Source organism: Ancylobacter defluvii (genome assembly GCF_018390605.1).
Lineage (GTDB): Bacteria > Pseudomonadota > Alphaproteobacteria > Rhizobiales > Xanthobacteraceae > Ancylobacter > Ancylobacter defluvii.
In genome coordinates, this window is sequence record NZ_JAHBGD010000011.1 from 49,539 (window position 1) to 74,515 (window position 24,977).

At 66.7% G+C, this 24,977-nt stretch carries 30 protein-coding genes; 23 read left to right on the top strand and 7 right to left on the bottom strand.

The features are described 5' to 3' along the window. Positions 1–338: 338 nt before the first annotated feature. The 5 genes from KHC24_RS07620 to dnaQ are packed head-to-tail and all read left to right on the top strand — an operon-like array spanning position 339 to position 4,041. Positions 339–1,220 (top strand): pyruvate, water dikinase regulatory protein, encoded by an 882-nt coding sequence (locus tag KHC24_RS07620; RefSeq protein WP_213361821.1) that lies wholly within the window; start codon positions 339–341, stop codon positions 1,218–1,220. Continuing rightward, on the top strand, positions 1,220–1,858 hold the full coding sequence (locus KHC24_RS07625; RefSeq protein WP_213361824.1) for a Maf family protein: 639 nt from the start codon (positions 1,220–1,222) through the stop codon (positions 1,856–1,858). Before KHC24_RS07620 ends, KHC24_RS07625 begins: the two co-directional genes overlap by 1 nt. Continuing rightward, the gene (locus KHC24_RS07630) at positions 1,855–2,700 is read left to right on the top strand and encodes a shikimate dehydrogenase (RefSeq protein ID WP_213361825.1); all 846 of its coding nucleotides are present in this window, start codon (positions 1,855–1,857) and stop codon (positions 2,698–2,700) included. Before KHC24_RS07625 ends, KHC24_RS07630 begins: the two co-directional genes overlap by 4 nt. A gap of 14 nt (positions 2,701–2,714) precedes the next feature. Then, the gene (coaE, locus tag KHC24_RS07635; protein WP_271180549.1) at positions 2,715–3,317 is read left to right on the top strand and encodes a dephospho-CoA kinase; all 603 of its coding nucleotides are present in this window, start codon (positions 2,715–2,717) and stop codon (positions 3,315–3,317) included. Positions 3,318–3,321: 4 nt separating this feature from the next. Beyond that, positions 3,322–4,041 (top strand): DNA polymerase III subunit epsilon, encoded by a 720-nt coding sequence (dnaQ, locus tag KHC24_RS07640; protein WP_213361827.1) that lies wholly within the window; start codon positions 3,322–3,324, stop codon positions 4,039–4,041. A gap of 33 nt (positions 4,042–4,074) precedes the next feature. Here dnaQ and secB read toward each other — a convergent pair whose 3' ends face one another. Continuing rightward, complete coding sequence (secB, locus tag KHC24_RS07645; protein ID WP_213361831.1) at positions 4,075–4,539, bottom strand: protein-export chaperone SecB; 465 nt, start codon at positions 4,537–4,539, stop codon at positions 4,075–4,077. Positions 4,540–4,935: 396 nt separating this feature from the next. Here secB and KHC24_RS07650 point away from each other — a divergent pair, with 396 nt between their 5' ends. Genes KHC24_RS07650 through KHC24_RS07665 form a run of 4 tightly spaced genes read left to right on the top strand, consistent with a single transcriptional unit; the run spans position 4,936 to position 7,918 of the window. After that, positions 4,936–5,673, top strand: coding sequence for a Tim44/TimA family putative adaptor protein (locus tag KHC24_RS07650; protein WP_213361832.1), 738 nt, complete (start codon positions 4,936–4,938; stop codon positions 5,671–5,673). A 12-nt stretch (positions 5,674–5,685) separates the two neighbouring features. Next, on the top strand, positions 5,686–6,945 hold the full coding sequence (gene mltA, locus KHC24_RS07655) for a murein transglycosylase A (protein WP_271180550.1): 1,260 nt from the start codon (positions 5,686–5,688) through the stop codon (positions 6,943–6,945). After that, positions 6,942–7,556 (top strand): Smr/MutS family protein, encoded by a 615-nt coding sequence (locus tag KHC24_RS07660; protein ID WP_213361834.1) that lies wholly within the window; start codon positions 6,942–6,944, stop codon positions 7,554–7,556. The genes mltA and KHC24_RS07660 overlap by 4 nt, the downstream gene beginning before the upstream one ends. Further along, complete coding sequence (locus tag KHC24_RS07665) at positions 7,553–7,918, top strand: helix-turn-helix domain-containing protein (RefSeq protein WP_213361836.1); 366 nt, start codon at positions 7,553–7,555, stop codon at positions 7,916–7,918. The genes KHC24_RS07660 and KHC24_RS07665 overlap by 4 nt, the downstream gene beginning before the upstream one ends. Before the next feature lie 80 nt (positions 7,919–7,998). On the opposite strand, the gene hslU is transcribed toward KHC24_RS07665, so the two are convergent. From hslU to KHC24_RS07680, 3 genes are all read right to left on the bottom strand, one after another. Next, a complete protein-coding gene (hslU, locus tag KHC24_RS07670) occupies positions 7,999–9,309 on the bottom strand; it encodes an ATP-dependent protease ATPase subunit HslU (RefSeq protein ID WP_213361839.1) in 1,311 nt (436 codons plus the stop codon). A 138-nt stretch (positions 9,310–9,447) separates the two neighbouring features. Further along, on the bottom strand, positions 9,448–10,017 hold the full coding sequence (gene hslV / locus KHC24_RS07675; protein ID WP_213361841.1) for an ATP-dependent protease subunit HslV: 570 nt from the start codon (positions 10,015–10,017) through the stop codon (positions 9,448–9,450). A 72-nt stretch (positions 10,018–10,089) separates the two neighbouring features. Further along, a complete protein-coding gene (locus KHC24_RS07680; RefSeq protein ID WP_213361843.1) occupies positions 10,090–11,289 on the bottom strand; it encodes an MFS transporter in 1,200 nt (399 codons plus the stop codon). Between the two features lie 140 nt (positions 11,290–11,429). Between KHC24_RS07680 and hisB the strand changes: the two genes are divergently transcribed. The 9 genes from hisB (at position 11,430) to KHC24_RS07725 (ending at position 17,704) form a co-directional block, all read left to right on the top strand. Further along, entirely contained in the window at positions 11,430–12,023 is a 594-nt protein-coding gene (gene hisB, locus KHC24_RS07685; RefSeq protein ID WP_213361844.1) for an imidazoleglycerol-phosphate dehydratase HisB, read from the top strand. A 17-nt stretch (positions 12,024–12,040) separates the two neighbouring features. Next, complete coding sequence (locus KHC24_RS07690) at positions 12,041–12,475, top strand: DUF2628 domain-containing protein (protein WP_213361845.1); 435 nt, start codon at positions 12,041–12,043, stop codon at positions 12,473–12,475. Beyond that, positions 12,472–13,128 carry an imidazole glycerol phosphate synthase subunit HisH gene (gene hisH / locus KHC24_RS07695; protein WP_213361849.1) on the top strand — a complete coding sequence of 219 codons (657 nt, stop codon included), beginning with the start codon at positions 12,472–12,474 and terminating at the stop codon, positions 13,126–13,128. The genes KHC24_RS07690 and hisH overlap by 4 nt, the downstream gene beginning before the upstream one ends. After that, on the top strand, positions 13,125–13,859 hold the full coding sequence (gene hisA, locus KHC24_RS07700; protein ID WP_213361851.1) for a 1-(5-phosphoribosyl)-5-[(5-phosphoribosylamino)methylideneamino]imidazole-4-carboxamide isomerase: 735 nt from the start codon (positions 13,125–13,127) through the stop codon (positions 13,857–13,859). The genes hisH and hisA overlap by 4 nt, the downstream gene beginning before the upstream one ends. A gap of 11 nt (positions 13,860–13,870) precedes the next feature. Continuing rightward, a complete protein-coding gene (gene hisF, locus KHC24_RS07705; protein WP_213361928.1) occupies positions 13,871–14,644 on the top strand; it encodes an imidazole glycerol phosphate synthase subunit HisF in 774 nt (257 codons plus the stop codon). Between the two features lie 10 nt (positions 14,645–14,654). Continuing rightward, a complete protein-coding gene (locus KHC24_RS07710; RefSeq protein ID WP_213361853.1) occupies positions 14,655–14,984 on the top strand; it encodes a phosphoribosyl-ATP diphosphatase in 330 nt (109 codons plus the stop codon). Positions 14,985–15,107: 123 nt separating this feature from the next. Then, complete coding sequence (gene coaA / locus KHC24_RS07715) at positions 15,108–16,067, top strand: type I pantothenate kinase (RefSeq protein ID WP_213361857.1); 960 nt, start codon at positions 15,108–15,110, stop codon at positions 16,065–16,067. 7 nt (positions 16,068–16,074) lie between these two features. Continuing rightward, a complete protein-coding gene (locus tag KHC24_RS07720) occupies positions 16,075–16,722 on the top strand; it encodes an alpha-ketoglutarate-dependent dioxygenase AlkB family protein (RefSeq protein WP_213361929.1) in 648 nt (215 codons plus the stop codon). Positions 16,723–16,762: 40 nt separating this feature from the next. Next, the gene (locus KHC24_RS07725; protein ID WP_213361859.1) at positions 16,763–17,704 is read left to right on the top strand and encodes a hypothetical protein; all 942 of its coding nucleotides are present in this window, start codon (positions 16,763–16,765) and stop codon (positions 17,702–17,704) included. Positions 17,705–17,731: 27 nt separating this feature from the next. On the opposite strand, the gene grpE is transcribed toward KHC24_RS07725, so the two are convergent. Both grpE and hrcA read right to left on the bottom strand, forming a co-directional pair. After that, a complete protein-coding gene (grpE, locus tag KHC24_RS07730; protein WP_213361861.1) occupies positions 17,732–18,346 on the bottom strand; it encodes a nucleotide exchange factor GrpE in 615 nt (204 codons plus the stop codon). 78 nt (positions 18,347–18,424) lie between these two features. Then, positions 18,425–19,525: a heat-inducible transcriptional repressor HrcA gene (hrcA, locus tag KHC24_RS07735; RefSeq protein WP_213361930.1), complete on the bottom strand. Its 1,101-nt coding sequence runs from the start codon at positions 19,523–19,525 to the stop codon at positions 18,425–18,427. A 207-nt stretch (positions 19,526–19,732) separates the two neighbouring features. On the opposite strand from hrcA, the gene rph reads away from it, so the two are divergent. Genes rph through hemW form a run of 3 tightly spaced genes read left to right on the top strand, consistent with a single transcriptional unit; the run spans position 19,733 to position 22,277 of the window. Continuing rightward, complete coding sequence (gene rph / locus KHC24_RS07740; RefSeq protein WP_213361862.1) at positions 19,733–20,446, top strand: ribonuclease PH; 714 nt, start codon at positions 19,733–19,735, stop codon at positions 20,444–20,446. A gap of 3 nt (positions 20,447–20,449) precedes the next feature. Next, positions 20,450–21,109 (top strand): RdgB/HAM1 family non-canonical purine NTP pyrophosphatase, encoded by a 660-nt coding sequence (rdgB, locus tag KHC24_RS07745; protein ID WP_213361864.1) that lies wholly within the window; start codon positions 20,450–20,452, stop codon positions 21,107–21,109. Between the two features lies 1 nt (position 21,110). Beyond that, the gene (hemW, locus tag KHC24_RS07750; protein WP_420838530.1) at positions 21,111–22,277 is read left to right on the top strand and encodes a radical SAM family heme chaperone HemW; all 1,167 of its coding nucleotides are present in this window, start codon (positions 21,111–21,113) and stop codon (positions 22,275–22,277) included. Positions 22,278–22,286: 9 nt separating this feature from the next. Here the strand turns inward: hemW and KHC24_RS07755 are convergent, their stop codons facing one another. Beyond that, positions 22,287–23,516, bottom strand: a complete 1,230-nt coding sequence (locus KHC24_RS07755) for a penicillin-binding protein activator (RefSeq protein ID WP_213361867.1) — start codon at positions 23,514–23,516, stop codon at positions 22,287–22,289. 166 nt (positions 23,517–23,682) lie between these two features. Here KHC24_RS07755 and rsmI point away from each other — a divergent pair, with 166 nt between their 5' ends. Together rsmI and KHC24_RS07765 are read left to right on the top strand one after the other, a co-directional pair. Next, a complete protein-coding gene (gene rsmI / locus KHC24_RS07760) occupies positions 23,683–24,588 on the top strand; it encodes a 16S rRNA (cytidine(1402)-2'-O)-methyltransferase (protein ID WP_213361868.1) in 906 nt (301 codons plus the stop codon). Beyond that, positions 24,585–24,947, top strand: coding sequence for a YraN family protein (locus KHC24_RS07765; protein ID WP_213361871.1), 363 nt, complete (start codon positions 24,585–24,587; stop codon positions 24,945–24,947). The genes rsmI and KHC24_RS07765 overlap by 4 nt, the downstream gene beginning before the upstream one ends. Positions 24,948–24,977 lie beyond the last annotated feature (30 nt).

Genomic DNA, 24,977 nt, shown 5'->3' on the forward strand with positions numbered 1-24,977 from the left:
AGCCTGAAGGATGACCGATCGGGGAAGCGCGTTGTCCACCTGGCTCTTCATACTTCATTAATCTCTTTAAATGAGAGTCTTCAGTGTTTGTGGCTGGGCATTAGCCGTGTTCCTGGCATCGGGCAACCAGCCCCCAGCCGTCCGCCGTTGTCCCCGATTCTCACGCCAGCGATTGCGCGAGGGATTTCAAGGGGTTGATCTCCTCGGCGCGGCTTATCCTCACAGTTCGCTCCCGGCTGTTCCAACCACCCACAAGGTGCAGTGATGTGGATGGAATCCCACGTCATCCCCAGGCGGGGCCTTGCCAGCGTCCCAACCGCATGGCTTGTTCCCAGACTATGCACAGCCCTGTGGATGGCTCCGTGACCGACAGCGTTCGACCGGCCGAGAACTATTATCACCTGCATCTCGTGTCGGATTCGACCGGCGAGACGCTGATCAGCGTGGCCCGTGCTGCTGCCGCGCAATATAGCGGCGTCAAGCCGATCGAGCACATCTACCCGCTGGTACGCACCCACAAGCAGCTCGACAAGGCGATCAGCGATATCGACGAATATCCCGGCATCGTGCTGTACACCCTCACCGAGCCGGAGCTCCGCAACCGGTTGAAGGCCTATTGCCTCGACAACGGCATACCGGTGCTCTCGGTACTGGCGCCGGTGGTGCGGCTGTTCCAGGCCTATCTCGGCGGGGCGCCGACCCCGCGCGTCGGCGGCCAGCACCAGCTCGACGGCGAGTATTTCCGCCGCATCGACGCCATGAACTTCACCGTCATGCATGATGATGGCCAGCACACGGATGGGCTGGAAGCTGCGGATGTGGTGCTGCTCGGCATTTCCCGCTCGTCAAAGACGCCGACCAGCATCTATCTCGCCAATCGTGGCATCAAGACCGCCAATATCCCGCTGGTGCCGAACATTCCGGTACCGCCCGGCCTGTCCGAACTGAAGCGTCCGCTGGTGGTCGGGTTGGTGGCGAGCGCCGAGCGCGTGGTCGAGATTCGCCGCAACCGCCTGCTGGGTCTCAATGCCGCCCAGCCGCACGATTCCTATATCGACCGCGATTCCGTTGCCGAGGAGATCGCGTTTTCGCGCCGCCTGTGCGTGCGCCACGACTGGCCGGTGATCGACGTCACGCGCCGCTCGATCGAGGAAACCGCGGCCGCGATTATCGGGTTGCTGCAGGAGCATCGCCGCAGGCTGGCGGAGATTGGAAGCTGATGCTGGAACGCGACCCAAGGGACGCCAATTCGCTATGGCAGGGCAAGGACGCGCTGGTGCTTGCCTCCAAGAGCATCGCCCGTCTGTCGTTGCTGGCCGCGGCAGGACTGCCGGTGGAGACGGTGAGTATCGAAGTCGACGAACGCGGCATCGAGGCGCGGCTGCTCAAGGAAGGCGCGTCGCCCGCCAAGATCGCGCTGGAGCTGTCCATTGCCAAGGCGCTTGCCGGCAGCGCACGGCATCCGGGACGCCTCGTCATCGGCGCTGACCAGACCTTGGCTCTCGGTGACGAGCGTTTCCACAAACCGGCCAATCTGGAAGCCGCCGCACAGCAGCTGCGTCGCCTTGCCGGTCATACCCACGCGTTGCATTCCGGCATCGCTGTAGCGCTTGATGGCGAGATCGTGTTTCGCGCCGTCGAATCGGCGCTGCTTTCCATGCGCGAGCTGAGCGAGAGGTCGCTCGCCGCCTATCTCGCCGAAGCCGGCCCGACGGTGTCGTCCAGTGTCGGCGGCTACCAGCTGGAAGGGCTCGGCATCCATCTGTTCGAGAAGGTGGCGGGCAATCACATGGTTATCCTCGGCCTGCCGCTTATCCAGCTGCTTGCCTTCCTCCGCGAGCGGGGAGATCTGCTGTGACCCGCCATGTCGCCGTCATCGGCCATCCGGTGGCGCATTCGCGCTCGCCGCTGATCCATGGCTACTGGATTGCCGAGCACGGCATCGACGGTACTTATGACCGGCGCGATGTCCCGCCCGAGGAGATTGCTGGCTTTCTGGCCAATTTCGCGGCCGGCGACCTCGTGGGTGCTAACGTCACCGTGCCGCACAAGGAGGCTGCCTTCGCCGCTGCCGTGGAGCGCGACCCGGTCGCCGAAGCGCTTGGCGCGGTGAACACGCTGTGGCTCGAGGAGGGCCGGCTGTATGGCGCCAACACCGATGTGCACGGCTTCCTTGCCAATCTCGATGCCGCGGCACCCGAATGGGACCGTGCACTTGACGAGGCAGTGGTGCTGGGAGCCGGTGGGGCCGCACGGGCCATCGTCTACGGCCTGATTGGCCGCGGTATTGGCCGCGTCACCGTGGCGAACCGTACGCTTTCCCGTGCCGAGGCCCTGCGCGCCCAGTTCGGCGACAAGGTGTTGCCGGTGGATTGGCGTGATCTCGCCGGCACGTTGCCGAGCGCGCGGCTGCTGGTGAACACCACCTCGCTCGGCATGAAAGGCCAGCCGCCGCTCGACATCGACCTGTCGCTGCTCTCCCCCGATGCGGTGGTGACCGACGCCGTCTATGTGCCGCTGGAAACGCCGCTATTGCGGGCGGCCAGGGCGCGCGGCCTTGCCGCGGTGGACGGGCTCGGCATGCTGCTGCATCAGGCGGTTCCGGGTTTTGCGCGCTGGTTCGGCGTGGCGCCGCAGGTGACACCGGCGCTCCGGGCATTGGCGGTGGAGGATCTGCGCGTCAAGGGCCAACTCGCGTGACCATGGCAACCGCCGTGAAGACGCGGCCGTTCCTGCTCGGCCTCACCGGGTCCATCGGCATGGGCAAATCGACAACGGCAGGCTTGTTCCGCGAGCTCGGCGTACCCGTGCACGATGCCGATGCCGTCGTGCACGCCATCTATGCCGGTGAGGGTGTCGCGCCGGTAGAGGCGGCGTTTCCAGGGGTCACCGTCGATGGGCGGATCGATCGGGTCAAGCTCGGTGCCCGCGTGCTGCACGACGCCGAAGCAATGAAGCGCCTGGAGGCAATCGTGCATCCGCTGGTGCGACAGCGCGAGCAGCGCTTCCTTGAAGAGGCGCGCCTCGACGACGCGCCGCTTGCCGTGCTCGACATCCCCCTGCTTTACGAGACCGGTGCTGAAAAGCGCGTTCAGGCCGTTGTCGTGGTCTCGGCGCCGCAGGCTGTGCAGCGCGCCAGGGTTCTGGCGCGGCCGGGCATGACGGAAGAAAAATTCCGGGCGATTCTCGACAAGCAGATGCCCGATTCGGAGAAGCGGCGGCGTGCCGATTATGTCATCGACACCGGCAGCAGCGTCGAGGCGACCAGCAAGGATGTCGCCGAACTGGTCCGCCGGCTTACCGCAGCACAGGAGTGACACGATGCGCGAGATCGTTCTCGATACCGAAACCACCGGCCTCGATCCGCTGCGCGGCGACCGGCTGGTGGAAGTTGGCTGCGTCGAGATCTTCAACCGGATCCCGACCGGGCAGAACTTCCATGTCTACATAAATCCCGAGCGCGACATGCCGGTCGAGGCGTTCAATGTGCACGGGCTGTCGGCGGAATTCCTGTCCGACAAGCCGCTGTTCGCGCATGTGGTCGACGATTTCCTCGCCTTTATCGGCGATGCGCCGCTGGTGATCCACAACGCCTCGTTCGACATCGGTTTCATCAATGCCGAGTTGTCGCGGCTCGGCCGGCCGCCACTCACCTTCGAACGGGTGGTCGACACGCTGGCAATGGCCCGCCGGCGTCACCCCGGCGCTTCGAACCGTCTTGACGACTTGATGGCGCGCTACGGCATCGACGGTTCGCGCCGCACCAAGCATGGCGCGTTGCTCGATTCCGAATTGCTGGCGGATGTCTATGCCGAGCTCGCCGGCGGGCGCCAGACGGCGCTGGGCCTAACCGTGGTCGAAGCCGCCGCGGAATCGACCGTCGAGGGGCTGGAGCCGATCGTGCTGGTGCGGCCGGTGCCATTGGCGCCGCGCCTGTCCGAAGCGGAGACCGCGGCGCATGCCGCCTTTGTGCGCACGCTCGGCGATGCCGCGATCTGGAACGACTACGCCGTCACGCAGAAAGCGGATCAGGCGAACTGATCCGCTTTCGTTGAGCTGTGGTGCAGCCGTGCGTCAGGAAGCCAGCACGTTGCTCGGCTGGGTCTGCGCCATGCGCTGACGGTAGAGTGTCACGAAATCCACCGGATCGATCATCAGCGGCGGGAAGCCGCCATTGCGCACGGTATCGGCGACAATCTGGCGCGCAAAGGGGAACAGCATGCGCGGGCATTCGATCATGACGAAGGGATGCACCGTCTCCTGCGCCACGTTCTGGGCACGGAAAACGCCGGCATAGAGCAGTTCCAGCGCAAAGAGCGTCTTGTTCTGGATCTCCGCCTTCACTTCGATCTTCAGCTCGACCTCATACTCGCCCTCGCGGACGGGACGGGCGTTCACGCCGATCTGGATGCCGATCTGCGGCTGGCCCTGCGGTGCCAGCGATTCGGGAGCGCCGGGGTTCTCGAAGGAAAGATCCTTGATGTACTGGGTCAGCACATGCAGGGTCGGCATGGCGGGTGTAGCGTCGTTCTCGGCCATTATCGTCTCCGTGCTCCGCCGTCCGGCGGCGCCTCGCGTCGGCGGGATGCGCTGCGGCGTCGGCGTTCGTGCTGACGGCAGGCTTGAAGGGCGAGAGTGGCTAACACGGTTGCCACCCGGTCACAAGGCGGGTGGCACGGGGCGTCTTGAGCGGTCGGCGCGGGCGAGCAGCTTTGCCGCAGGCAGGTGATGCTCTACTCTTTCACCGAATTGTCGGATAAGGACCTGCACACATTATGGTGTCGCTAGGTCAGCTTCCGACGGGACGACACTGGCGAAATCGCTAGGACTACGTAAATAACTTTGAGGGCGTCTTCCCGTATCGTTACGGGCGGCCGTGTCACACACCCATCGCTTCCGGTCCGCCGGTGGCGACGAACAGCGGCGAAAAGCGAAGTGTTCGATATCTACACGATCATATTCCTGGCGCTGGCCGTCTTCATTTTCATCCGGCTGCGCAGCGTGCTGGGCCAAAGGACCGGTCGCGAGCGCCCGCCCTATGATCCCTATTCGCGTCGCGATGCTGCCAAGGCGCCTGCCGGCGCCGAGTCCGGTGCGGACAAGGTCATCAATTTCCCCGATCGCACCGGCGAGCAGACGCTTCCGCCCGCTCCGGTGGAGCCCGTCGATGCCTCCGAACCGCCGCCGCCGCGCTGGGCGGGGGTCGCGGAGATCGGCTCGGCGGTCGCCAACGGTCTCGATGCCATCGCCGCGCAGGACCGTGACTTCGACGCCAAGCATTTCATCAGCGGCGCTCGGGCGGCGTATGAGATGATCGTCGTCGCCTTCGCCGAGGGCGATCGTGCGGCGCTGAAGGACCTCCTCGCCAAGGACGTGTTCGACGGCTTCGCCGCCGCCATTTCCGAGCGGGAGACCCGCGGGGAGAAGATGGAAACCCGCTTCGTCGGCATCGAGAAGGCCGACATCACCGAAGCGTCGGTGAAGGGTCGCACGGCGCAGATCACCGTGCGCTTCCTGTCGCAGCTGATTTCGGTGACGCGCGACCGCAACGGCCAGGTGGTGGATGGTGATCCGGAACTGGTGGCTGATGTGACCGATGTGTGGACCTTCTCCCGCGATCTCGGCGCCCGCGACCCCAACTGGAAGCTCGTCGCGACCGAAGCGGCTTCCTGATACGCTAGCCGTGTGCATGCGCTCACCCCCACCTTGCGGTTCCTGCTCGCAGCAGGGCTGATCCTTCTCTCGCCGACGGCGCAGGCTAAAGCTGTGCCGTCCGTCGCGCCGCCACTGTTCGTCGATGCAGCGGTCGAGCCGTTGCGTTTCGCCGATCTGCCCGGCTGGCGGCAGGACGACCCGCGCGAGGCGCTGGCCGCCTTCCGCCGCAGTTGCGGCCGAATCCGCGCCGGCACCGATCTCGTCGAACCGCCGCGTCCGGTTTTCACGGCGCTGAAGCGCGTTTGCAGTCGGGCGGAGCGTCTTCCGGCCCAACCCGCTGAATGGCGGGCGAAAGCCTTCTTCGAGCGCGAGTTCCGGCCGCTGCGCGTGACTTCGCTCACCGCGGCGCAAGGCTTCCTCACCGGCTATTACGAGCCGGAGGTTGCCGGCTCGTTGACCCGGACTGACGACTACGCGACACCACTGTACCGCCGGCCGCCCGATCTTATTCTCGAAGCCCCACCGCAGGATGGCGTTCCGGCCAATCGCGGTAAGGCCTTTCGCGAGGAGAACGGCATTCGCGTTCCATATTACGACCGCGCCGCCATCGAGGACGGTGCGCTGGCAGGCAGGGGGCTCGAGGTTGCCTTCATTCGCGATCCGTCCGACGCCTTCTTCGCCCATATCCAGGGCTCGGTGCGAGTACGGCTGCCGGACGGCCGCCTGCTGCGCCTGAACTATGATGGCCATAACGGTCAGCCCTACACGCCGATCGGCCGCATTCTCGTGGAGAAGGGCATCGTCCCGCGGGAGAAGATGTCGATGGATGCCATCCGCGCCTATATCGCCGCCCATCCCAAGGAGGGAAAGGCGCTGATGCGCGAGAACCATTCCTATGTCTTCTTCCGCGTCGCCGCCCAACTCACCGACAAGGACGGCGCCATCGGCGCCCAGGGCCTGCCGCTGGTGGCGGAGCGGTCCATCGCCGTCGACAAGCGAATTCATGTCTATGGGACGCCGGTGTTCATCGATGCCGAACTGCCTTTGGGCGCGGATGGATCGTTGCAGCCTTTCCAAAGGCTGACCATCGCGCAGGACACGGGTTCGGCAATTGTCGGGCCGGCGCGCGCGGACATCTTCTTCGGCGCCGGCGCCGAGGCGGGCTCGATCGCCGGCCGTATCCAGCATCCGGGGCAGTTCGCGGTGCTGGTACCCCGCGCCATCGATCCCTTCCGTCCGCACCCCATGCCGCGTCCGCCCCGCCGACCGCAGTGGATCGCCGGTCAATGAGTGGCGCCGACGATCAGCCTCCCCGCACCTCCCGCCGCCGCCGCGCGCTGGGTGCCGAGGAGAGGGAGCTGTGGGAACACGTCACCCGCTCGGTGCGCCGGCTACGCCCCGAGCCGCCGGCGGCAACGCCGCCCGAGCCGAGCTTTCCGGAACTGATGGGGGAGGAGACGACGAAGGCCGCTCCCGTTCTGGCAGCGCCGTCGAAGCCGGCCTTGCCGCCGCGTCCGCCCGGTCCGCCGCCGCTGGCGCCCCTGGAGCCGAAATTGCGGCGGCGCCTGTCGCGTGGCGCCGAGGTGGACGCCCGCCTCGACCTGCACGGCCTGACGCAAGCGGCGGCGCATCACCGGCTTGGCGCGTTTCTGCGCTCGGCCCAGGGGCAGGGGCTTGCGCTGGTGCTGGTGATTACCGGCAAGGGCGGCGCCGGTAACGGCGGACTGTCCCCGCTGTTCGGCGAAGGAGAGCGCGGCGTGCTGCGTCGCCTGGTCCCGCAATGGCTGGCGGAGCCGGCCTTGCGTGGCATCGTGGTCGGTTTCGAGACTGCCAGTCGCGGCCATGGCGGTGAGGGCGCGCTCTATGTGCGCCTGCGCCGGGTGCGGGAGGTGCGTCGATGACGCCTTTCGGCCGTCGCATGCGGGAGATGCGCGCCGAGCGTGGGGTGACGCTCAGCCAGATGGCGGAGCAGATCGGCGTTTCCGCGGCCTATCTCTCGGCGTTGGAGCACGGCAAGCGCGGCCAGCCGACCTGGCTGATGCTCCAGCGCATCATGGCCTATTTCAACGTCATCTGGGACGAGGCGGAAGCGCTGCGCATGCTCGCCGATATCTCGGATCCACGGGTCGTGGTCGACACGGCCGGGCTGACGCCGGAGGCGACCGAACTGGCGAACCTGCTGGCACGCGAGATCGCCACCTTGCCGCAAGAGGCGGTGGCGGAATTGCTCGGCCGGCTCAAGATACTGGGCCGGCCGGGCTAAAGCTTCACCGATTCACGTGAAACAAGCGGCGGTCTTGCAACAAGGCCATCGCAGAAGCCGCCCCGACTTGCGAGAAGGGCTTACAGGATGAACCGGCTGAGATCGGCATTCTGGGCGAGATCGCCGACACGATCGCGCACATAGGGCCCGTCCACCGTCACTGTCTCGCCGGAACGATCCGGCGCGGTGAAGGAGAGGTCGTCCAGCACCCGCTCGATCACGGTCTGCAACCGGCGGGCGCCGATATTCTCTACCGTGGCGTTTACCTCCACCGCGAGGTCGGCAATCGCCTCCACCGCGTCGTCGGTGATGTCCAGGGTGACGCCCTCGGTCCCCATCAGCGCAACCGACTGCTTGACGAGGCTGGCCTCGGTTTCGGTGAGGATGCGCTTGAAGTCCTCGCGCGAGAGCGGCTCCAGCTCGACGCGGATCGGCAGGCGGCCTTGCAGCTCCGGCAGCAGGTCGGAAGGCTTGGAGACATGGAAGGCGCCTGAGGCGATGAACAGGATGTGGTCGGTCTTCACCGGCCCATGCTTGGTGGAGACGGTGGTGCCCTCGATCAGCGGCAGCAGGTCGCGCTGCACGCCCTCGCGGCTGACATCGGCGCCGCCGCGGCGCTCCGAGCCGGCGATCTTGTCGATCTCGTCGAGGAAGACGATGCCGTTCTCCTCCACCGAGCGGATGGCCTCCTGCACGATGGCATCCTGATCGATCAGCTTGTCGGCCTCTTCCGACAGCAGCAGCGGATGCGCGTCCTTCACGGTGACGCGGCGCGGCTTGGAGCGGCCGCCGAATGCCTTGCCCAGCATGTCGCCGATCGAGATGGCGCCCATCTGCGCCCCCGGCATGCCGGGAATCTCGAACATCGGCATGCCCTGGCCGCCGCCGGAGGCGATCTCGACTTCTACTTCCTTGTCGTCGAGCAGCCCGTCGCGCAGCTTCTTGCGGAAGCTCTCGCGGGTACCCGGCGAGGCACCGGTCCCGACCAGCGCGTCGAGTACCCGCTCCTCGGCGGCGAGGTGGGCCTTGGCTTCCACCTCCTTGCGCTTGGCGTCGCGCACCAGGCCGATGCCGATCTCGAGAAGATCGCGGGCGATCTGCTCGACATCCCGGCCGACATAGCCCACCTCGGTGAACTTGGTCGCCTCGACCTTGAGGAACGGCGCACCGGCGAGCTTGGCGAGGCGACGGGAGATCTCGGTCTTGCCGACGCCGGTCGGGCCGATCATCAGGATGTTCTTCGGCAGAACCTCCTCCCGCAGATGGCCTTCCAGCTGCTGGCGCCGCCAGCGGTTGCGCAGCGCGATGGCGACCGCCCGCTTGGCCTTGTGCTGGCCGACGATATAGCGGTCGAGTTCCGAGACGATTTCGCGAGGCGAGAAATTATTCATGAGCTCAAGGTCCTCTCGGCGTTCCGCCTCTTCAGGAGCACGTCGCCGAACGGGGTTGGGCGTGGAGCGGTGATATGAAATCCGGTCGGCTCCGAGGCCCGGCCGGCACATTGGTTGGCATGGCCGGCCGGTGGCGGCTCAGACATCCAGCGTCTCGATGGTGAGATTGCCGTTGGTGTAGATGCAGATGTCGGCGGCGATCTCCAGGCTCCGGCGCACGATCGCCTCCGGGTCCTGGCCGCTATCGGCGAGCGCCCGTGCCGCCGCGAGGGCGTAGTTGCCGCCCGAGCCGATGGCGGCGATGCCGTACTGGGGCTCCAGCACGTCGCCGGTGCCGGTGAGCACCAGGGTGATCTTGGCGTCGGCAACGATCATCATCGCCTCCAGCCGCCTCAGATAGCGGTCGGTGCGCCAGTCCTTGGCAAGCTCGACGGCGGCGCGTTGCAGCTGGCCGGGATATTGTTCCAGCTTGGCTTCCAGCCGTTCGAACAGGGTGAAGGCATCGGCGGTGGCGCCGGCGAAGCCGCCGATGACATCGCCCTTGCCGAGCCGCCGCACCTTGCGGGCGTTCGACTTCATCACCGTCGCCCCGAGCGTCACCTGGCCGTCGCCGCCGATGGCGACGCGCTTGCCGTCGCGCACCGAGACGATGGTGGTGCCGTAGATGGTGTCGGGGGAGTGCTGGGTGGGGAAACCGCTAGTGTTCATGAGGGACTCCGAAACAGAGCCCTTACTTAGCTATGAGTCGCGGTTTCGCAACACGTCGCACCCGGCGGAAGCTCAGCCCCCGTGGCGCATTCGCCATGCCGGGACAAGGCCGGTGACGATGATCAGTCCGCCGAGCAGCAGGAAGGCGTCGCTGGATATCAAGGTGAGCAGGCTGGTGAACAGGCCGGCGATGAATACCGACAGCGCCACCCCGGCATTGGCGATGCCTAGCGCCCAGCCGCGTTCGCTTTCGTCGACGGCCGACGAGATGGCGGCCAGCAGCGTGATGAAGGCGAAGATGTTGGTGAAGGTGGACAGAAAGGCGAGTGTCACTTGTCCTGCGGCCGGAATAGGGAGGGCGCTTGCTGCGACGAACACTCCGCACAAGGCGAGGCCGATCAGTGTCACCGGCCTGTCGCTGGAAAAGCGGGCCCGCAGCAGCCCGAAACCCCAGGCGGACGATACCGCGCAGCCAATCCCCATCACCATGGAGAACAGGCCGAGGCCGGCGGTCGAGAAGCCATAGGAAGCCTGCATCTCGACGAGAATGAAGGTGTAGTAGATCAGGAAGCCGAGCTGGAACAGGAAGAAGGCGCTGACGGGAAGCACGATCGCCGGGCGATCGCGGATCCGGCTGAGCAGGATGAACGGCTGCTTCCAGTCGAGCGCCAATGCGCGCCGCGCGCTGTCGCGCGCGAAATCGGCGCTTCGCAGCAAGGCGAGGGTGGTGAGGCACAGAATCAGGGCGAGGCCGAGCGGCAGCCGGAAATCCCAGTGCCCGAGCACGCCGCCGATCGCCGGTCCGGCGACCATGCCGAGCGTATTGACCAATACCACCTGCGCCATGGCGGCGCTGCGTTCGCTCTCCGGTGCCGCATCGACAACCGAGGCCTGGGCGATGGGGGCGGTGCCGGCCATAAGGCCGCAGGTGAGGCGACCGAGGAAGAACAGCCAGAGATGCTCGATCTCCAGCCCGCCCCACATCAGTCCATACCCGGCGGCAAGGCCGCCCATGCAGATCATCAGCGTCCTGCGGCGGCCGAGTGCGTCGGATAGGTCGCCGAGCAGCGAGGCGCCGAAGAACATGCCGATCGGAAACAGCGCGAAGGCGAGCGAGAGCAGGGCGTCGCGGGTCGCCGGCGCATAGGCTTCAGCCACCCAGCCGCCACCGAACAGCGCGACGATCAACGGATACATCAGCCCGAAGGAGAAGATGTCGATGAAGACGGCGAGGAACAGCGGGGCGCGGGAGCGCAGCGCGGCGAGGTCCATGATGGCTTACCAACGGTGAAGCGTAAGTCGATGATGACGGCAAAGCGCGAGCGTGCCCAGCCTCTTGGCTGCAAGGGCGGCTTTGTATGGCGCCCGGCCGGCAATGCTGCTAAGACGCCGGCTCTTCCGGGAGCCTGATCATGCGTACGGCGTCCATCACCCGCGCCACCAAGGAAACAGATATTCGCCTCGCCGTGAATCTCGACGGCACGGGCAAGGCGACGATTGCGACCGGCGTGGGCTTTTTCGACCACATGCTGGACCTGCTCGCCCGCCATTCGCGGATCGACATGGATATCGCGGCGAAGGGCGACCTGCACATCGATTTCCACCACACGGTGGAGGATGTCGGCATCGCGCTCGGTCAGGCGGTACGCCAGGCGCTGGGCGATATGCGCGGCATGACCCGTTATGCCAGCCTCTATATGCCGATGGACGAGACGCTGACCCGAGTCGCGCTCGACATTTCCGGCCGGCCGTTCCTGGTATTCCGCACCGAGTTCGCGGTGGCGAAGATCGGCGAGTTCGATACCGAGCTGGTGCGCGAGTTCTTCCAGGCCTTCGCGATCAATGCCGGCGTCACCTTGCATGTGGAGACGCTGTACGGCGCCAATGCGCACCACATCGCCGAGAGCTGCTTCAAGGGGCTGGCGCGGGCGCTCAGGGCGGCGGTGGCAATCGATCCGGCAGCGGCCGGCGAGATCCCTTCCACCAAGGGCAGCCTCGGCGGCTGAGCCTGGGAGGACCGACGATGGCGGTATGGACCGTGTTCGAGCCCGAGGAAGCGTTGCCTGGTGAGGCCGATTGGTCCGAGCGGGTGGTGTTCGTGCGCGAGGCTTTTGCTTGGCGGGCGCTGTTCTTCGCGCCGCTGGTGTTGCTGGCGAACCGCTTGTGGCTGGCCTTCGTCATCTATGCGGTGATCGTGGGTGCGCTGCTGGCAACCTATGTCAATTTCGAGCTCGGCGACGGGTTCATCGCGGTGCTGGTGGTGCCGAACCTGTTCGTGGCGCTGGAACTGCCGATGCTGCGGCGTCTCAAGCTCGCCCGCCTCGGCTTCGAGGAAGCCGGCGTGGTGAATGCCGATTATGCCGAAGCGGCCGAGCGCCGCTTCTTCGAGGCGCGGCTCGGCGGGCCCGGTGTACCGGGCTCCGTGCTCGGCCTGTTTCCGGAGGCGATGCGCCGATGAGCGATACGGTAGTGTTGATCGATTACGGCTCGGGCAATCTGCATTCGGCCGGCAAGGCGCTGGAGCGCGCCGCCCGCGAGGGTGGCTCCGGCGCCCAGATTGTCGTCAGCAGCGACCCGGACGAGGTGCGAAAGGCCGAGCGCATCGTCCTTCCCGGTGTCGGCGCCTATGCCGATTGCCGGCATGGCCTCGATGCGATCGACGGTATGGTCGAGGCGTTGAACGAGGCGGTGATCGCCAAGGGCAAGCCCTTCCTCGGAATCTGCGTCGGCCTGCAGCTCATGGCCGAGCGCGGGCTGGAGCATGGCGTGACGCCGGGCCTGGGCTGGATCGCCGGCGACGTGGTGAAGATCGCGCCGGACGATCCGTCGCTAAAAATTCCGCATATGGGATGGAATTCGCTGGACGTCCGGCGTCCGCATCCGCTTCTCGAGGGCATCCCCACCGGTGCAGCGGGGCTCGATGCCTATTTCGTGCATTCCTATCATCTCGCCGCGGCGCGGGACGAGCAACTCGTCGCCACCAGCGACTATGGCGGCAAGGTCACCGCGGTCGTCGCCCGCGACAATGTCGCCGGCACCCAGTTTCATCCCGAGAAGAGCCAGCGCCTCGGCCTCGCCCTTCTCGCCAATTTCCTGACGTGGACGCCGTGATTCTTTTTCCCGCCATCGATCTCAAGGAAGGCAAGTGTGTGCGCCTGCAGCAGGGCGACATGGCACGCGCTACCGTGTTCAACCATGATCCGGCCCAGCAGGCGGCCGAGTTCGAGGCGCAGGGCTTCCGCTATCTGCATATCGTCGATCTCGACGGCGCCTTCGCCGGCAAGCCGGTGAATGCCGGCGCGGTGGAGCGCATCCTCGAAGCCGTCACCATGCCGGTGCAGCTCGGCGGCGGCATCCGCGACCTTGCCGGCGTCGAGGGATGGCTGGGGAAGGGCGTGACCCGTGTCATCCTCGGCACCGCGGCGGTGCGCGACCCGGCCTTCGTGAAGGAGGCGGCGCGCCGCTTCCCGGGACGGGTTGCCGTCGGTCTCGACGCCAAGGATGGCCGCGTGGCGGTGGAGGGCTGGGCGGAGACCTCTGATCTCGGTGCGCTTGAACTGGCGCAGCGATTCGAGGATGCCGGCGTCGCGGCCATCATCTACACCGACATCGCCCGCGATGGCCTGCTGAAGGGGCTTAACCTCGATGCAACCCTCGCGCTGGCCGACGCCATCTCGATCCCGGTGATCGCTTCCGGCGGACTCGCCTCCATCGACGACGTACGGTCGCTGCTCGAGCCGCGCGCCGCGAAGCTCGAAGGCGCCATCACCGGCCGTGCGCTTTATGACGGGCGGCTCGATCCCCGCGCGGCGCTGGCGCTGGTCGCGGGAGTATCGGCGTGAGCGAGGCATCCATGCTGAAGGTCCGCGTCATTCCCTGTCTCGACGTCAAGGACGGACGTGTCGTCAAGGGCGTGAAATTCGTTGATCTGCGCGACGCCGGCGATCCGGTCGAGGCCGCCAAGGCCTATGACGCCGCCGGTGCCGACGAGTTGTGCTTCCTCGACATCACGGCCAGCCATGAGGCGCGCGGGACGCTGATCGACGTCGTCAGCCGCACCGCCGAGCAGTGCTTCATGCCGCTCACGGTGGGTGGCGGGGTGCGTACGGTGGAGGATATCCGCGCGCTTCTGAACGCCGGCGCCGACAAGGTGTCGATCAACACCGCGGCAGTGAACCGGCGGGAATTCGTGCGCGAGGCAGCGGCGAAGTTCGGCGAGCAGTGCATCGTCGTCGCCATCGACGCCAAGAAAGTGTCGGAGCCTGGCACCCCGGACCGCTGGGAAATCTTCACTCATGGCGGGCGCAACCGCACCGGCATCGATGCGGTGGATTTCGCCCGCGAAGTGGTAGCGCTCGGCGCCGGCGAGATCCTGCTCACCTCCATGGACCGCGACGGTACCGGCGAGGGCTTCGACCTGAAGCTGACCCGCGCCATTTCCGATGCCGTCCCGGTGCCGGTGATCGCCTCCGGTGGCGTCGGCACGCTCGATCATCTCGTGGACGGCATCCGCGAGGGCAAGGCGAGCGCGGTGCTGGCCGCCTCGATCTTCCATTTCGGCACTTTCACCGTCGGTGCCGCCAAGGACCGTCTCGCCGAGGCCGGGTTGCCGGTGCGGCGCAGCTGAGGAAGCCGGAATGGACGACAAGCGCGTAACTCTGGATGATCTCGCAAGTATCGTCGCCGACCGCGCGGCGGGCGGCGGGCCGCCTTCCTATACGCGTTCGCTGATCGAGAAGGGCGTCGCCAAATGCGCCCAGAAGCTCGGCGAGGAGGCGGTTGAGACCGCTCTCGCGGCGGTGGGGGCTGATACCAAAGCCGTCGTTTCGGAGAGCGCCGACCTCCTCTACCATCTCTTGGTGCTGCTCCATGCGCGGGGGATTCCGCTCGAGGACATCTATGCCGAGCTCGGTCGTCGTACCGCCCGTTCGGGCATCGAGGAGAAGACGTCGCGTTCCGCTGGCTGAACCATCCCGAGAGCCGGAGGGGAGGCGGTATCGAGTGCGATATGAACGTGGTATACGGTCGACCAACGCTTGGCGCCACGTCCGGGCGACGACGATATATGCTGCCCCGAGGAATCGCAGCCCATGGACATGAAGCTCGACAGCATTGGGCTCTCGCCCTTCCGCAATTTCTCGCGCGCCGAATGGGCGGCACTGCGTGCCGATACGCCGCAGCCGCTCACGCCCGAGGAGATTGCCCGGCTACAAGGCCTCAATGACCGCTTGTCCCTGGCGGAGATCGAGGAGATCTATCTGCCGCTGTCGCGGTTGCTCTCCATCTATGTGGCGGCGACGCAGAAGCTGTTCCGTGCCATGCAGAAGTTCCTCGGCCCCGAGCAGGCCGGGAAGATGCCCTACATCATCGGCGTTGCCGGTTCGGTGGCGGTCGGCAAGTCGACGACGTCGCGCGTGCTGCAGGCGCTGCTCGGCCGTTGGGCCAACACGCCCAAGGTGGCGCTGGTGACCACAGACGGCTTCCTGCTGCCCAATGCGGTGCTGGAGCGGGAAGGGTTGATGCAGAAGAAGGGGTTCCCGGAAAGCTACGACCTGCCGGCGCTCCTGCATTTCCTCACCGATATCAAGGCGGGGCGGCACCCGGTGGCAGCGCCGATCTACAGCCATTTCGACTATGATGTGATGCCCAACGAGCGGGTCGAGGTCGACCAGCCAGATATTCTCATCGTCGAGGGGCTCAACGTGCTGCAGACCAGCCGGCCGCCCAAGGACGGCAAGGGCATTCCCTTCGTTTCCGATTTCTTCGACTTCAAGATCTATATCGACGCCGACGACGCGATCCTGGAGCGCTGGTATGTCGAGCGCTTCATGCGGCTGCGCGAGACCGCCTTCCGCGACCCCGCCGCCTATTTCCACCGTTATGCCGGCATCTCCGAAAGCGAGGCCGACCAGACCGCGCGCTCCATCTGGCACGCGATCAACCGGGTGAATTTGCAGGAGAATATCCTGCCCACCCGCCAGCGCGCCGACCTCATCCTGCGCAAGGGTGGCGATCACGAGGTCGAAGCGGTGGCGCTGCGCAAGCTCTGATCGTGTCATGATACCCGCCCCGCTCGAACTCGCGCCCGGCTGCCTGTGGTGGCGGGGCTATCTTGACCGTGCCGCTCAGAAGGCGTTGGTTGCCGACATTCGCGAGGTGTTGAAGGCGGCGCCGCTGTTCAGCCCGCTTATGCCGCGCACCGGAAAGCCGTTCTCGGTGCGCATGTCGAATTGCGGTCCGCTCGGCTGGGTCTCGGATGAGAGCGGCTATCGCTATCAGCCGCATCATCCGGTGACCGGCGAGCCTTGGCCGCCCTTCCCCGCTGCGCTACGCACGGCATGGGATGAGCTTGCCGGCGCGATCCCAGCTCCCCAAGCCTGCCTGATCAACTGGTACGGTCCCGAGGCCCGCATGGGGCTGCATCAGGACCAGGACGAGCAGGAATTTTCGGCGCCGGTGCTTTCGCTTTCGCTGGGCGATACCGCTATCTTCCGCCTCGGCGGCGTCGAGCGGCGCGGCAAAACCTGCTCCATTCATCTCGCCTCGGGGGATGCGCTGCTGCTTTCCGGGTCGAGCCGGCTGGCCTTTCACGGTATTGATCGTATTCTTGCCGGCACGTCGACGCTGCTCAGTCAGCCCGGCCGCATCAATCTGACGTTACGGCGCGTGCATCCGGCTCGCGAGGAACGGGATGCGGCGCTATGAGCAGAAACAACTCAATCGCTTTCCCATGGAAGGACATGCCATGCGACGCCTCGTGCGCGCTGCCGTTCTGATCGCCGCGTTGGCCGGCTCGTCTCTCGCGGTTCATGCCGAGCCGGTGTTTCCCAATGGCGGTTCGGTCGGCATGGAAGTGCCGGGCGACATGGTGCCGATTCCCGGCGCCGCGGGCTTCGAAGACCGCGTTGCCAAGGCGGCGATCCTGTTCGTCGAGGTGCCGCATGCGGATTTCGACACGATCGTGAAAAGCTTCGAGCCGGATGCGCTGCAGAACAAGGGCGTGACGATCGAGAACCGCAAGCAGGTCACGCTGGCCGACGGCGGTCGCGGACTGATCCTCAGCGGCTATCAGAGCGTCGGCGCGGTGGCGATCAAGAAGTGGATCATGCTGGCGGGTGGCAAGAGCCAGACTGCGGTCATCACCGTGCAATTCCCCGAGGCGGCCTCGGAGCGCTATCCGGACGCAGCCGTGGAAGCGGCGCTGTCCAGCGTGGTGTTCCGCGCGCCGCCAAGCCAGGAAGAGCTGCTCGCTCGCCTGCCCTTCACCTTCCAGTCGCTGGAGGGTTTCAAGGTGCTGCGAGTGCTCGGCAATTCGGCGGTGTTGATGACCAAGGGCGAGGTGGCCGCGCCGCAGGAGGGGCAGCCGATCTTCATTGCCGGCGTGGTGCCGGGCGAGGTCGGCGAGAACGAGCGTGAAAGTCTTGCCAAACGGGCGGTCGCGTCGGTACCGGGCGTGCGCGATTTGCGCGTCGAGCGCGGAGGGCCGCTGCGCATCGGCGGTCAGCCCGGCATCGAGATCGTCGCCAATGCCGTGGACCTGCAAACGGGAAAGCCGGTGAAGGTTGCGCAGTGGCTGCGTTTCGGCCGTGCCAACTATATCCGCATGGTCGGGGTGTTGCCGGCGGACGATTTCGCTCGCGACTTCGACAGTCTGCGAGCACTGCGCGACGGGCTGGAGCTGCGCTGAGGCGCGGCTCCAGCTCCTTTGTTCAGCTCAGTTCTGGCTACTTTGTGTTTCCGCCGGAGCCGCTTTCGGACCACCCTTGGAAACGCCTACCATCGCCGGCCGCAACACGCGCCCGCCAATCGTGTAGCCGGGTTGGATCACCTGCACGACGGTGCCGGAGGGGACTTCGGCATTCGGGACCTCGAATATGGCCTGATGCAGGTTCGGATCGAAGCGGGAGCCCTCGGCCTCGATGCGGACGACGCCATGCTTCGCCAGCGTCTGGTTGAGGCTGCGCGCGGTCAGCTCGATGCCGTCCAGCAGCGTCTTCAGTGTGCCCTCGGCGCTCGTACGAGCGTCGGGCTCGATGGCGCCGAGCGCGCGTTCGAAATCGTCGGACAGCGACAGGACGTCGCGGGCGAAGCCGGTAATGCCATAGACCTTGGCATCGGCCACTTCGCGCTCGGCGCGACGACGCACATTGTCGGCTTCGGCGAAGGCGCGCAGGAACTTGTCTTTCAGTGCGGCGATTTCCGCCTCGTAGCGCTCACGCTCGGCGGCGAAACCATCCTCGCCGTTTTCAGTCGAACCGACGGTCTCTTCGCTCGGCGTACCGGCGACCTCGTCGGAAGCATCCGCCGGCTTGCGGTTATCTTCGGTCATGACTGCCTCGTCGGGGGAAGGAATTCCGGACGCGTTGCGTCACGGTCGCCCGCCATATCGGGTCCTAGCGGCAAAAAATCAAGCTGCGTCGAAGTCCGGAAGGCCCAGAACCCGGCTGACCACCCGCGCGGTGAAGTCCACCATCGGCACGATACGGGCATAATTCAGCCGGGTCGGCCCGATGACGCCGAGCACGCCGACCACCCGCCCCTGCCCATCCCGATAGGGCGCGACGATGGTGGAGGAGCCCGACAGCGAAAACAGCTTGTTCTCCGAGCCGATAAAGATGCGCAGGCCCTGCGCGTCCTCCGCCCGCCCCAGAAGATCCACCACTTCCTGCTTGGCTTCGAGATCGTCGAACAGCAGTCGCACGCGCTCGAGGTCCTCGATGGCCTTGAGGTCGTGCAGCAGCCGGGTCTGGCCGCGTACTATCAGCCGCCGCTCGGCTTTGTCGCCGCCTGACCACGAAGCGAGCCCGGCGGCGACGACGCGCGCCGTGACCTCGTCGAGCTCGGCGCGGCGGGCGGCGAGCGTGCGCTCCACCTCGACGCGGAGCTCGGACAGCGTGCGCCCGCGGGTGCGGGCGTTGAGGAAGTTGGTCGCCTCGACCAGTGCCGAGGGCGGCAGGCCGGCGGGCAGCGGCACCAGCCTGTTCTCCACCTCGCCATCGTCGGAAACCAGAATGAGCAGCGCCCGCGACGAGTCGAGCGGCACGAACTCCATGTGCTTCAGCCGTGCGTCGCTCTTGGTGGCGGTCACGACACCGGCGCCGCGCGACAGGCCGGAGAGCATATTGGAGGCTTCCGCCAGCACGCCCTCGACGGTCTGGGCGCGGGCGGCCGCCTTGACTTGCGCCTCGATGGCATTGCGCTCCTCCTCCGAGACGTCGCCGATCTCCAGCAGCGAATCGACGAAGAAGCGCAGGCCGCGCTCGGTCGGCAGGCGCCCGGCGCTGGTGTGCGGGGCGAAGATGAGGCCGGCGGCTTCGAGATCGGCCATCACGTTGCGCACCGAAGCCGGCGACAGCGTCATGGGAATGAGGCGGGAAATATTCCGCGAGCCTGCGGGCTCGCCAGTGGCGAGATAGGTCTCGACGATTTGCCGAAAGATCTCCCGCGAGCGCTCGTCGAGCTTGGCGAGGGAGGGGGAGGTGGAAGCCAGGATCGGATCGAGAGGCATGGTCGAGCCGCGTTCGCCATCAGGACGTTTCATGTGAAACATATCATCGGCCTTCGCGTCGGAGCGTACAAGGCGCAGTGTTATGCGCTTGCGGTTGCACGGCGCTGCCCCTTACAAGGAGCGCCGATAAACCGGCGCCTCATTGGTAGCGGTTTGTCGCGCGCACTGGCGCCATCGCGCCCGACAATGCCTCATGGAGACTTCAGCATGCGTCCCTCCCGCCGCGCCCCCGACGAGATGCGGGCCGTCAGCTTCGAGCGCGGCGTGCTGCGCCATGCGGAAGGCTCCTGCCTGGTAAAGTTCGGCGAGACCCATGTGCTGGTGGCGGCAACCCTGGAAGAGCGGCTGCCGCCCTGGCTGAAGGGGCAGGGCCGCGGCTGGGTGACCGCCGAATACGGCATGCTGCCGCGCGCCACCCATGAGCGCACCCGCCGCGAGGTAACGGCCGGCAAGCCCTCGGGTCGGACCATGGAGATCCAGCGGCTGATCGGCCGTTCGCTGCGCACCATCGTCGATCTCGAAAAACTCGGCGAGCGACAGATCACCGTCGATTGCGACGTTATCCAGGCGGATGGCGGCACCCGTACAGCCGCGATCACCGGTGCCTGGATCGCGCTGCATGATTGCCTCAGCTGGATGAAGGCTCGAAGCTTGCTCTCGACGATCCCGCTGCGCGACCATGTGGCGGCGGTCTCCTGCGGCATCATCGATGGCGAACCGCGGCTTGACCTCGACTATGCCGAGGATTCCGACGCTGGCACCGACTGCAATTTCGTGATGACCGGGGGTGGCGGTTTCGTCGAGCTGCAGGGCACGGCGGAGAAGGCGCCTTTCACCGAGGAAGAGTTCAATGCCATGCTCGGCCTTGCCCGCAAGGGCATAGGCCGGCTGGTCGATCTGCAGAAGATGGCGGTGGCCTGAACCATGGATGAGGATCGTCAGCCGCACCGCCGCCTCACCGGCCGGGTGGTGATCGCCACCCATAATCCCGGCAAGCTCATCGAGATGCGCGGGCTGATGGAGCCTTATGGCGTCGAGTTGGTCTCGGCCGGCGATCTCGGCCTGCCCGAGCCGGAGGAGACCGGGCTGACCTTCGAGGAGAATGCCCGCATCAAGGCGCGGTCCGCCTGCGAGCTTACCGGCCTGCCGGCTTTCGCCGACGATTCAGGGCTCTGTGTCGAGGCTTTAGGCGGTGCGCCGGGCCTTTATACCGCGCGCTGGGCCGGGCCGCAGCGTGACTGGGGGCTGGCCATGGCCAAGGTCGAGGAGGAACTGCGCAAGGTCGATGCCATCGATCCGCTCGACCGGCGTGCTTATTTCATCTCGGCGCTGTGCATCGCCTGGCCGGACGGCCATATCGAGGATTTCGAGGGCGTGGTCTCCGGCGAGATGGTCTGGCCGCCGCGCGGCGACAGCGGCCATGGCTACGACCCGATGTTCCTCCCGGACGGCTCGGCCCGCACCTTCGGCGAGATGAACGGCGAGGAGAAGCACGCCATGCCACCGCTCGGCCGCGGCGGATCGCATCGCGCCCGTGCCTTCATCAAGCTGGCCGAGGCCTGTTTCGGGGCCAAGTTTGACTGACCTGGCCGATAGGGCGCCCCCGGTGGATCCGGGATTCGGCGTCTACGTGCATTGGCCATTTTGCAAAGCCAAATGCCCTTATTGCGACTTCAATTCGCATGTGCGCCATGCCCCGCCGGACGAGGCGCGGTTCCTCGCCGCGTTTCGCGCCGAGATCGGCCATATGCGCGAGCGCACCGGCCAGCGGCGGACGCAGAGCGTGTTCTTCGGCGGCGGCACGCCCTCACTGATGGCGCCGGCGACGGTGGAGGGCATCCTGACCGCCATCGACGCCGCCTGGCCGCTCGATGCCCGCGCCGAGGTAACGCTGGAGGCCAACCCGACCAGCGTCGAAGCCGGGCGTTTCCGTGGCTATCGCGCCGCCGGCATCAATCGCGTCTCGCTCGGTGTGCAGGCGCTGGATGACAGCTCATTGAAGGCACTCGGGCGGATGCACACGGCAGCCGAGGCGCTGCAGGCGGTCGCCATCGCCCGCTCGGCTTTCGAGCGCTCCTCCTTCGACCTCATCTATGCACGGCCGGATCAGAAGCCGGAGGATTGGGCGCGCGAGCTGGAGCGAGCTATCGCCGAGGGCTGCGAGCATCTCTCGCTCTATCAGCTCACCATCGAGGACGGTACGCCGTTTGCGGCGCTGCACCGCGCCGGCAAGCTGAAGACGCCGGACCCGGACGTTGCGCGTGCGTTGTGGGACGTGACGCAGGAGACGACCGCCGCCGCGGGTCTGCCGGCTTATGAGATTTCCAATCACGCCCGGTGCGGCGCCGAGAGCCGGCACAATCTCCTCTACTGGCGCTATGGCGAATATGCCGGCATCGGCCCCGGCGCCCACGGCCGGCTCGACACGCCGGAGGGCCGGCGCGCCACTTCCACCGAGCGTGGCCCGGAGCAGTGGCTGGGGCGCGTCGAGGCGGATGGCCATGGTCTCGTCGTCGACGAGGGGCTGAGCCGGCCGGAGCAGGCCGACGAATATCTCATCATGGGGCTGCGGCTCGCCGAGGGCATCGACCGCCACCGCTTTGCCGCCCTTTCCGGCCGCGATTTCGATGCGATACGGGTGGCGGCGCTGATCGGCGAAGGGATGCTCGAGGAGCGCGCCGACGGTCGGCTACGGGTGACGCCACAAGGCTTCCCGGTGCTCGACGCCATCGTTGCGGATCTGGCGGCATAGCTGCGGGCGTCAGATTCCCTGCTCGGCGAAGCTGCGCGGGGCGGGGCTGGCGATTTGTGTGCCGCCGCTGGCAATGCGCATGACGGCCAACCCGCGCTGGTTGGTGCCGTCGGAGCGGAAACGGAAGATGCCATCAATCCCGCCAAAGCCGGACGGGTTCTGGATCGCGGTGTCGTTGAGGCCTGCTTCGCCGCCGGTGTTGACCAGGGCTGCCATCAGCGAGACCGCGTCATGGGCCAGCGTCGCGGTGCGTACCGGCTTCTGGCCGAAGCGCGCCTCATAGCGCTGCGAGAAGGCACGAAAGCCGGCCGGATCCGGCGCCGCGAAGATGCCGCCCTGTAACTGAGGGACGTTGAACAACGCCTGACTGTCCCACAGACCGGTACCGATCATTTGCTTGCCCGACAGATTGACCCCGGCGCTGGACAACGCCTGCAGGATCTGCGGCACGGCTTCACCGGAATCCGGCAGGAACAGCGCATCCGCCAGGGCGGCGGACGGTGCCAGCCTGCGGGCGGCCTCGGCATATTGGCCGGCATTGCCGGGCGTGTAGCGCTCAAGGCCTACCACCCGACCACCGGCCGCCGGCACCGTCTCGCGGAAGGCGGCCTCGACCACCGAGCCATAGGCGTTGTCCGGCAGCATGGCGAGATAGGCGCGCCGACCGCTCGATGAGGCATAGCGTACCGCGCGCACCACATCGGTCTGCGGCAGGAAGGAAAGCAGATAGACGCCTCGCGTCGCCACATTGGTGTCGGTTGAGAAGCCGACCAGTGGGACGTTTCGCGTGCGCGTCACCTGTCCGGCGGCGGCGACGGTGTGGGCGAAGAGCGGCCCGATGACCGCCCGCGCGCCTTCGTCGAGCGCCTGCTGCGCGGCGGTCTGGGCACCGGGGCCGGTGCCGCCGTCATCCTTGACGATGAGCTGGATATTGGCGCCGGTAAACTCGGCGATCGCCATGTCGGCGGCATTCTTCAGCGACTGCGCGGCGATGGCGGCGTTGCCGGTCGCACCCAGCGGCAGGATGAGGCCGATCCGCACGGTGCCGCTGCCGAGCACATTGGTTGGCAGCGCCGGCGCAGCCGGTGCCGGCGGCAGCGCCGCCTGAGGGGGAGGCGATTCCGGCAATGAGCTGCAGGCAACGAGTGTCGCGCCGCCGGCCATGAGCAGGAAGCCGCGACGGCTGTGGCCGAGTGCGGCGCGGGTGCCGGTCTGTGTCGGTCGGTCTGGCTCGGTCATCGCCTCGTCGGGTTTCTGAGCGGGCATATCCACCCTTGTAGGATGTCGGGAGCCTACCTGTCACGCGGCCTACGCAGGCAAACAGCGCAAAAATGCCGACAATCCCCTCCCATGGAGTCGATGCGGGCATGACGGCGCCGCTCTCGCCTTCTAGAGTGGCGCCACGATGACCCATCCGCCCGCCGATGCCCCGCGTTCCTTTCGTCTTGCCGGCCAGATCGTGCCGGCGCCGCGCCTCGATGCGGGGTTGCATGTGGTGGCGACGCCCATCGGCAATCTCGGCGACGTGACGATCCGCGCGCTGGAGACACTCGCCGGGGCCGATTTCATTGCCTGCGAAGATACGCGTGTCACTCGCCGCCTGCTTGATCGTTACGGTATCGAAACGCCGCTCGTCGCCTATCACGATCACAATGCCGCCAGCATGCGCCCGCGTCTGCTAGGGCGATTGGAACAGGGCGCCACCGTGGCGCTGGTGTCGGATGCCGGCACGCCGCTGGTCTCCGATCCCGGCTACAAGCTGGTGGAGGCGGCCATCGAGGCCGGTTTTCGCATCGTGCCGGTGCCGGGGGCTTCGGCGAGCCTTGCCGCCCTGGTGGCGGCGGGCCTGCCGACCGACCGGTTTCTGTTCGACGGATTCCTGCCGCAAAGGAGCGGGGCTCGCCGCAGCCGAATCGCCGAGCTGGCGTCGTTTCCCGCGACGCTGGTGCTCTATGAGAGCGGCCCGCGCCTGCCGGAGAGCCTTGCCGACCTCGCCGCCGGGCTCGGGGAGCGGAAGGCGGCGATGTGCCGCGAGCTTACCAAGGCCTTCGAGGAAGTCCGGCGCGGTTCGCTCGCCGACCTTGCGGCGCATTATGCGGAGGCCGGCCCGCCCAGGGGCGAGATCGTGCTGGTTATCGGCCCGCCCGACGCCACCGAAGCCAGCGATGCCGATATTGATTCGGCGTTGCGCCAGGCGCTTGCCAGCCTTTCGCTCAAGGATGCGGCCGCTGCGGTGGCCGCCGCCACCGGCCGTCCGCGCCGCGACGTCTATGCGCGGGCGCTGGCGTTGCAGGCGGAATCGCACGGATGAGCGCGCCGAAGCCAACGGCCTTTTCCCGTGGCATCGATGCCGAGGAAGCGGCCGCGCGGTTGCTGGCAAATCAGGGATTCGCCATCCTGGCGCGCCGCGTGCGTACGCCGCGCGGCGAGATCGACCTTGTCGCCCGGCGCGGGGGATTGCTGCTGTTCGTGGAGGTGAAGGCGCGCTCGGGCCTGCGCGCGGCAGCCGAATCGCTGCTGGTTCGCCAGCGCCGGCGCATTGCCGCTGCGGCAGAGATCTATCTTGCCGCGCATCCCGAGTTTGCCGGCCTCGACATGCGGCTCGATGTCGTGCTGCTGGCCCCGGGGCGCGCGCCGGTGCATCTGCCGGGCGCCTTCGAGGCAGACTGACGGTGCGGCGCACATCTCGTGTGCATGGCG

What these genes read in the sequence shown, in the direction of transcription:
- KHC24_RS07620 (WP_213361821.1), top strand. Translation starts at nt 339, where the DNA reads ATGCACAGCCCTGTGGATGGCTCCGTGACCGACAGCGTTCGACCGGCC.
- KHC24_RS07625 (WP_213361824.1), top strand. Translation starts at nt 1,220, where the DNA reads ATGCTGGAACGCGACCCAAGGGACGCCAATTCGCTATGGCAGGGCAAG.
- dnaQ (WP_213361827.1), top strand. Translation starts at nt 3,322, where the DNA reads ATGCGCGAGATCGTTCTCGATACCGAAACCACCGGCCTCGATCCGCTG.
- secB (WP_213361831.1), bottom strand. Translation starts at nt 4,539, where the DNA reads ATGGCCGAGAACGACGCTACACCCGCCATGCCGACCCTGCATGTGCTG.
- KHC24_RS07660 (WP_213361834.1), top strand. Translation starts at nt 6,942, where the DNA reads ATGAGTGGCGCCGACGATCAGCCTCCCCGCACCTCCCGCCGCCGCCGC.
- KHC24_RS07665 (WP_213361836.1), top strand. Translation starts at nt 7,553, where the DNA reads ATGACGCCTTTCGGCCGTCGCATGCGGGAGATGCGCGCCGAGCGTGGG.
- hslU (WP_213361839.1), bottom strand. Translation starts at nt 9,309, where the DNA reads ATGAATAATTTCTCGCCTCGCGAAATCGTCTCGGAACTCGACCGCTAT.
- hslV (WP_213361841.1), bottom strand. Translation starts at nt 10,017, where the DNA reads ATGAACACTAGCGGTTTCCCCACCCAGCACTCCCCCGACACCATCTAC.
- KHC24_RS07680 (WP_213361843.1), bottom strand. Translation starts at nt 11,289, where the DNA reads ATGGACCTCGCCGCGCTGCGCTCCCGCGCCCCGCTGTTCCTCGCCGTC.
- hisB (WP_213361844.1), top strand. Translation starts at nt 11,430, where the DNA reads ATGCGTACGGCGTCCATCACCCGCGCCACCAAGGAAACAGATATTCGC.
- KHC24_RS07690 (WP_213361845.1), top strand. Translation starts at nt 12,041, where the DNA reads ATGGCGGTATGGACCGTGTTCGAGCCCGAGGAAGCGTTGCCTGGTGAG.
- hisH (WP_213361849.1), top strand. Translation starts at nt 12,472, where the DNA reads ATGAGCGATACGGTAGTGTTGATCGATTACGGCTCGGGCAATCTGCAT.
- hisF (WP_213361928.1), top strand. Translation starts at nt 13,871, where the DNA reads ATGCTGAAGGTCCGCGTCATTCCCTGTCTCGACGTCAAGGACGGACGT.
- KHC24_RS07710 (WP_213361853.1), top strand. Translation starts at nt 14,655, where the DNA reads ATGGACGACAAGCGCGTAACTCTGGATGATCTCGCAAGTATCGTCGCC.
- coaA (WP_213361857.1), top strand. Translation starts at nt 15,108, where the DNA reads ATGGACATGAAGCTCGACAGCATTGGGCTCTCGCCCTTCCGCAATTTC.
- KHC24_RS07720 (WP_213361929.1), top strand. Translation starts at nt 16,075, where the DNA reads ATGATACCCGCCCCGCTCGAACTCGCGCCCGGCTGCCTGTGGTGGCGG.
- KHC24_RS07725 (WP_213361859.1), top strand. Translation starts at nt 16,763, where the DNA reads ATGCGACGCCTCGTGCGCGCTGCCGTTCTGATCGCCGCGTTGGCCGGC.
- grpE (WP_213361861.1), bottom strand. Translation starts at nt 18,346, where the DNA reads ATGACCGAAGATAACCGCAAGCCGGCGGATGCTTCCGACGAGGTCGCC.
- hrcA (WP_213361930.1), bottom strand. Translation starts at nt 19,525, where the DNA reads ATGCCTCTCGATCCGATCCTGGCTTCCACCTCCCCCTCCCTCGCCAAG.
- rph (WP_213361862.1), top strand. Translation starts at nt 19,733, where the DNA reads ATGCGTCCCTCCCGCCGCGCCCCCGACGAGATGCGGGCCGTCAGCTTC.
- rdgB (WP_213361864.1), top strand. Translation starts at nt 20,450, where the DNA reads ATGGATGAGGATCGTCAGCCGCACCGCCGCCTCACCGGCCGGGTGGTG.
- KHC24_RS07755 (WP_213361867.1), bottom strand. Translation starts at nt 23,516, where the DNA reads ATGACCGAGCCAGACCGACCGACACAGACCGGCACCCGCGCCGCACTC.
- rsmI (WP_213361868.1), top strand. Translation starts at nt 23,683, where the DNA reads ATGACCCATCCGCCCGCCGATGCCCCGCGTTCCTTTCGTCTTGCCGGC.
- KHC24_RS07765 (WP_213361871.1), top strand. Translation starts at nt 24,585, where the DNA reads ATGAGCGCGCCGAAGCCAACGGCCTTTTCCCGTGGCATCGATGCCGAG.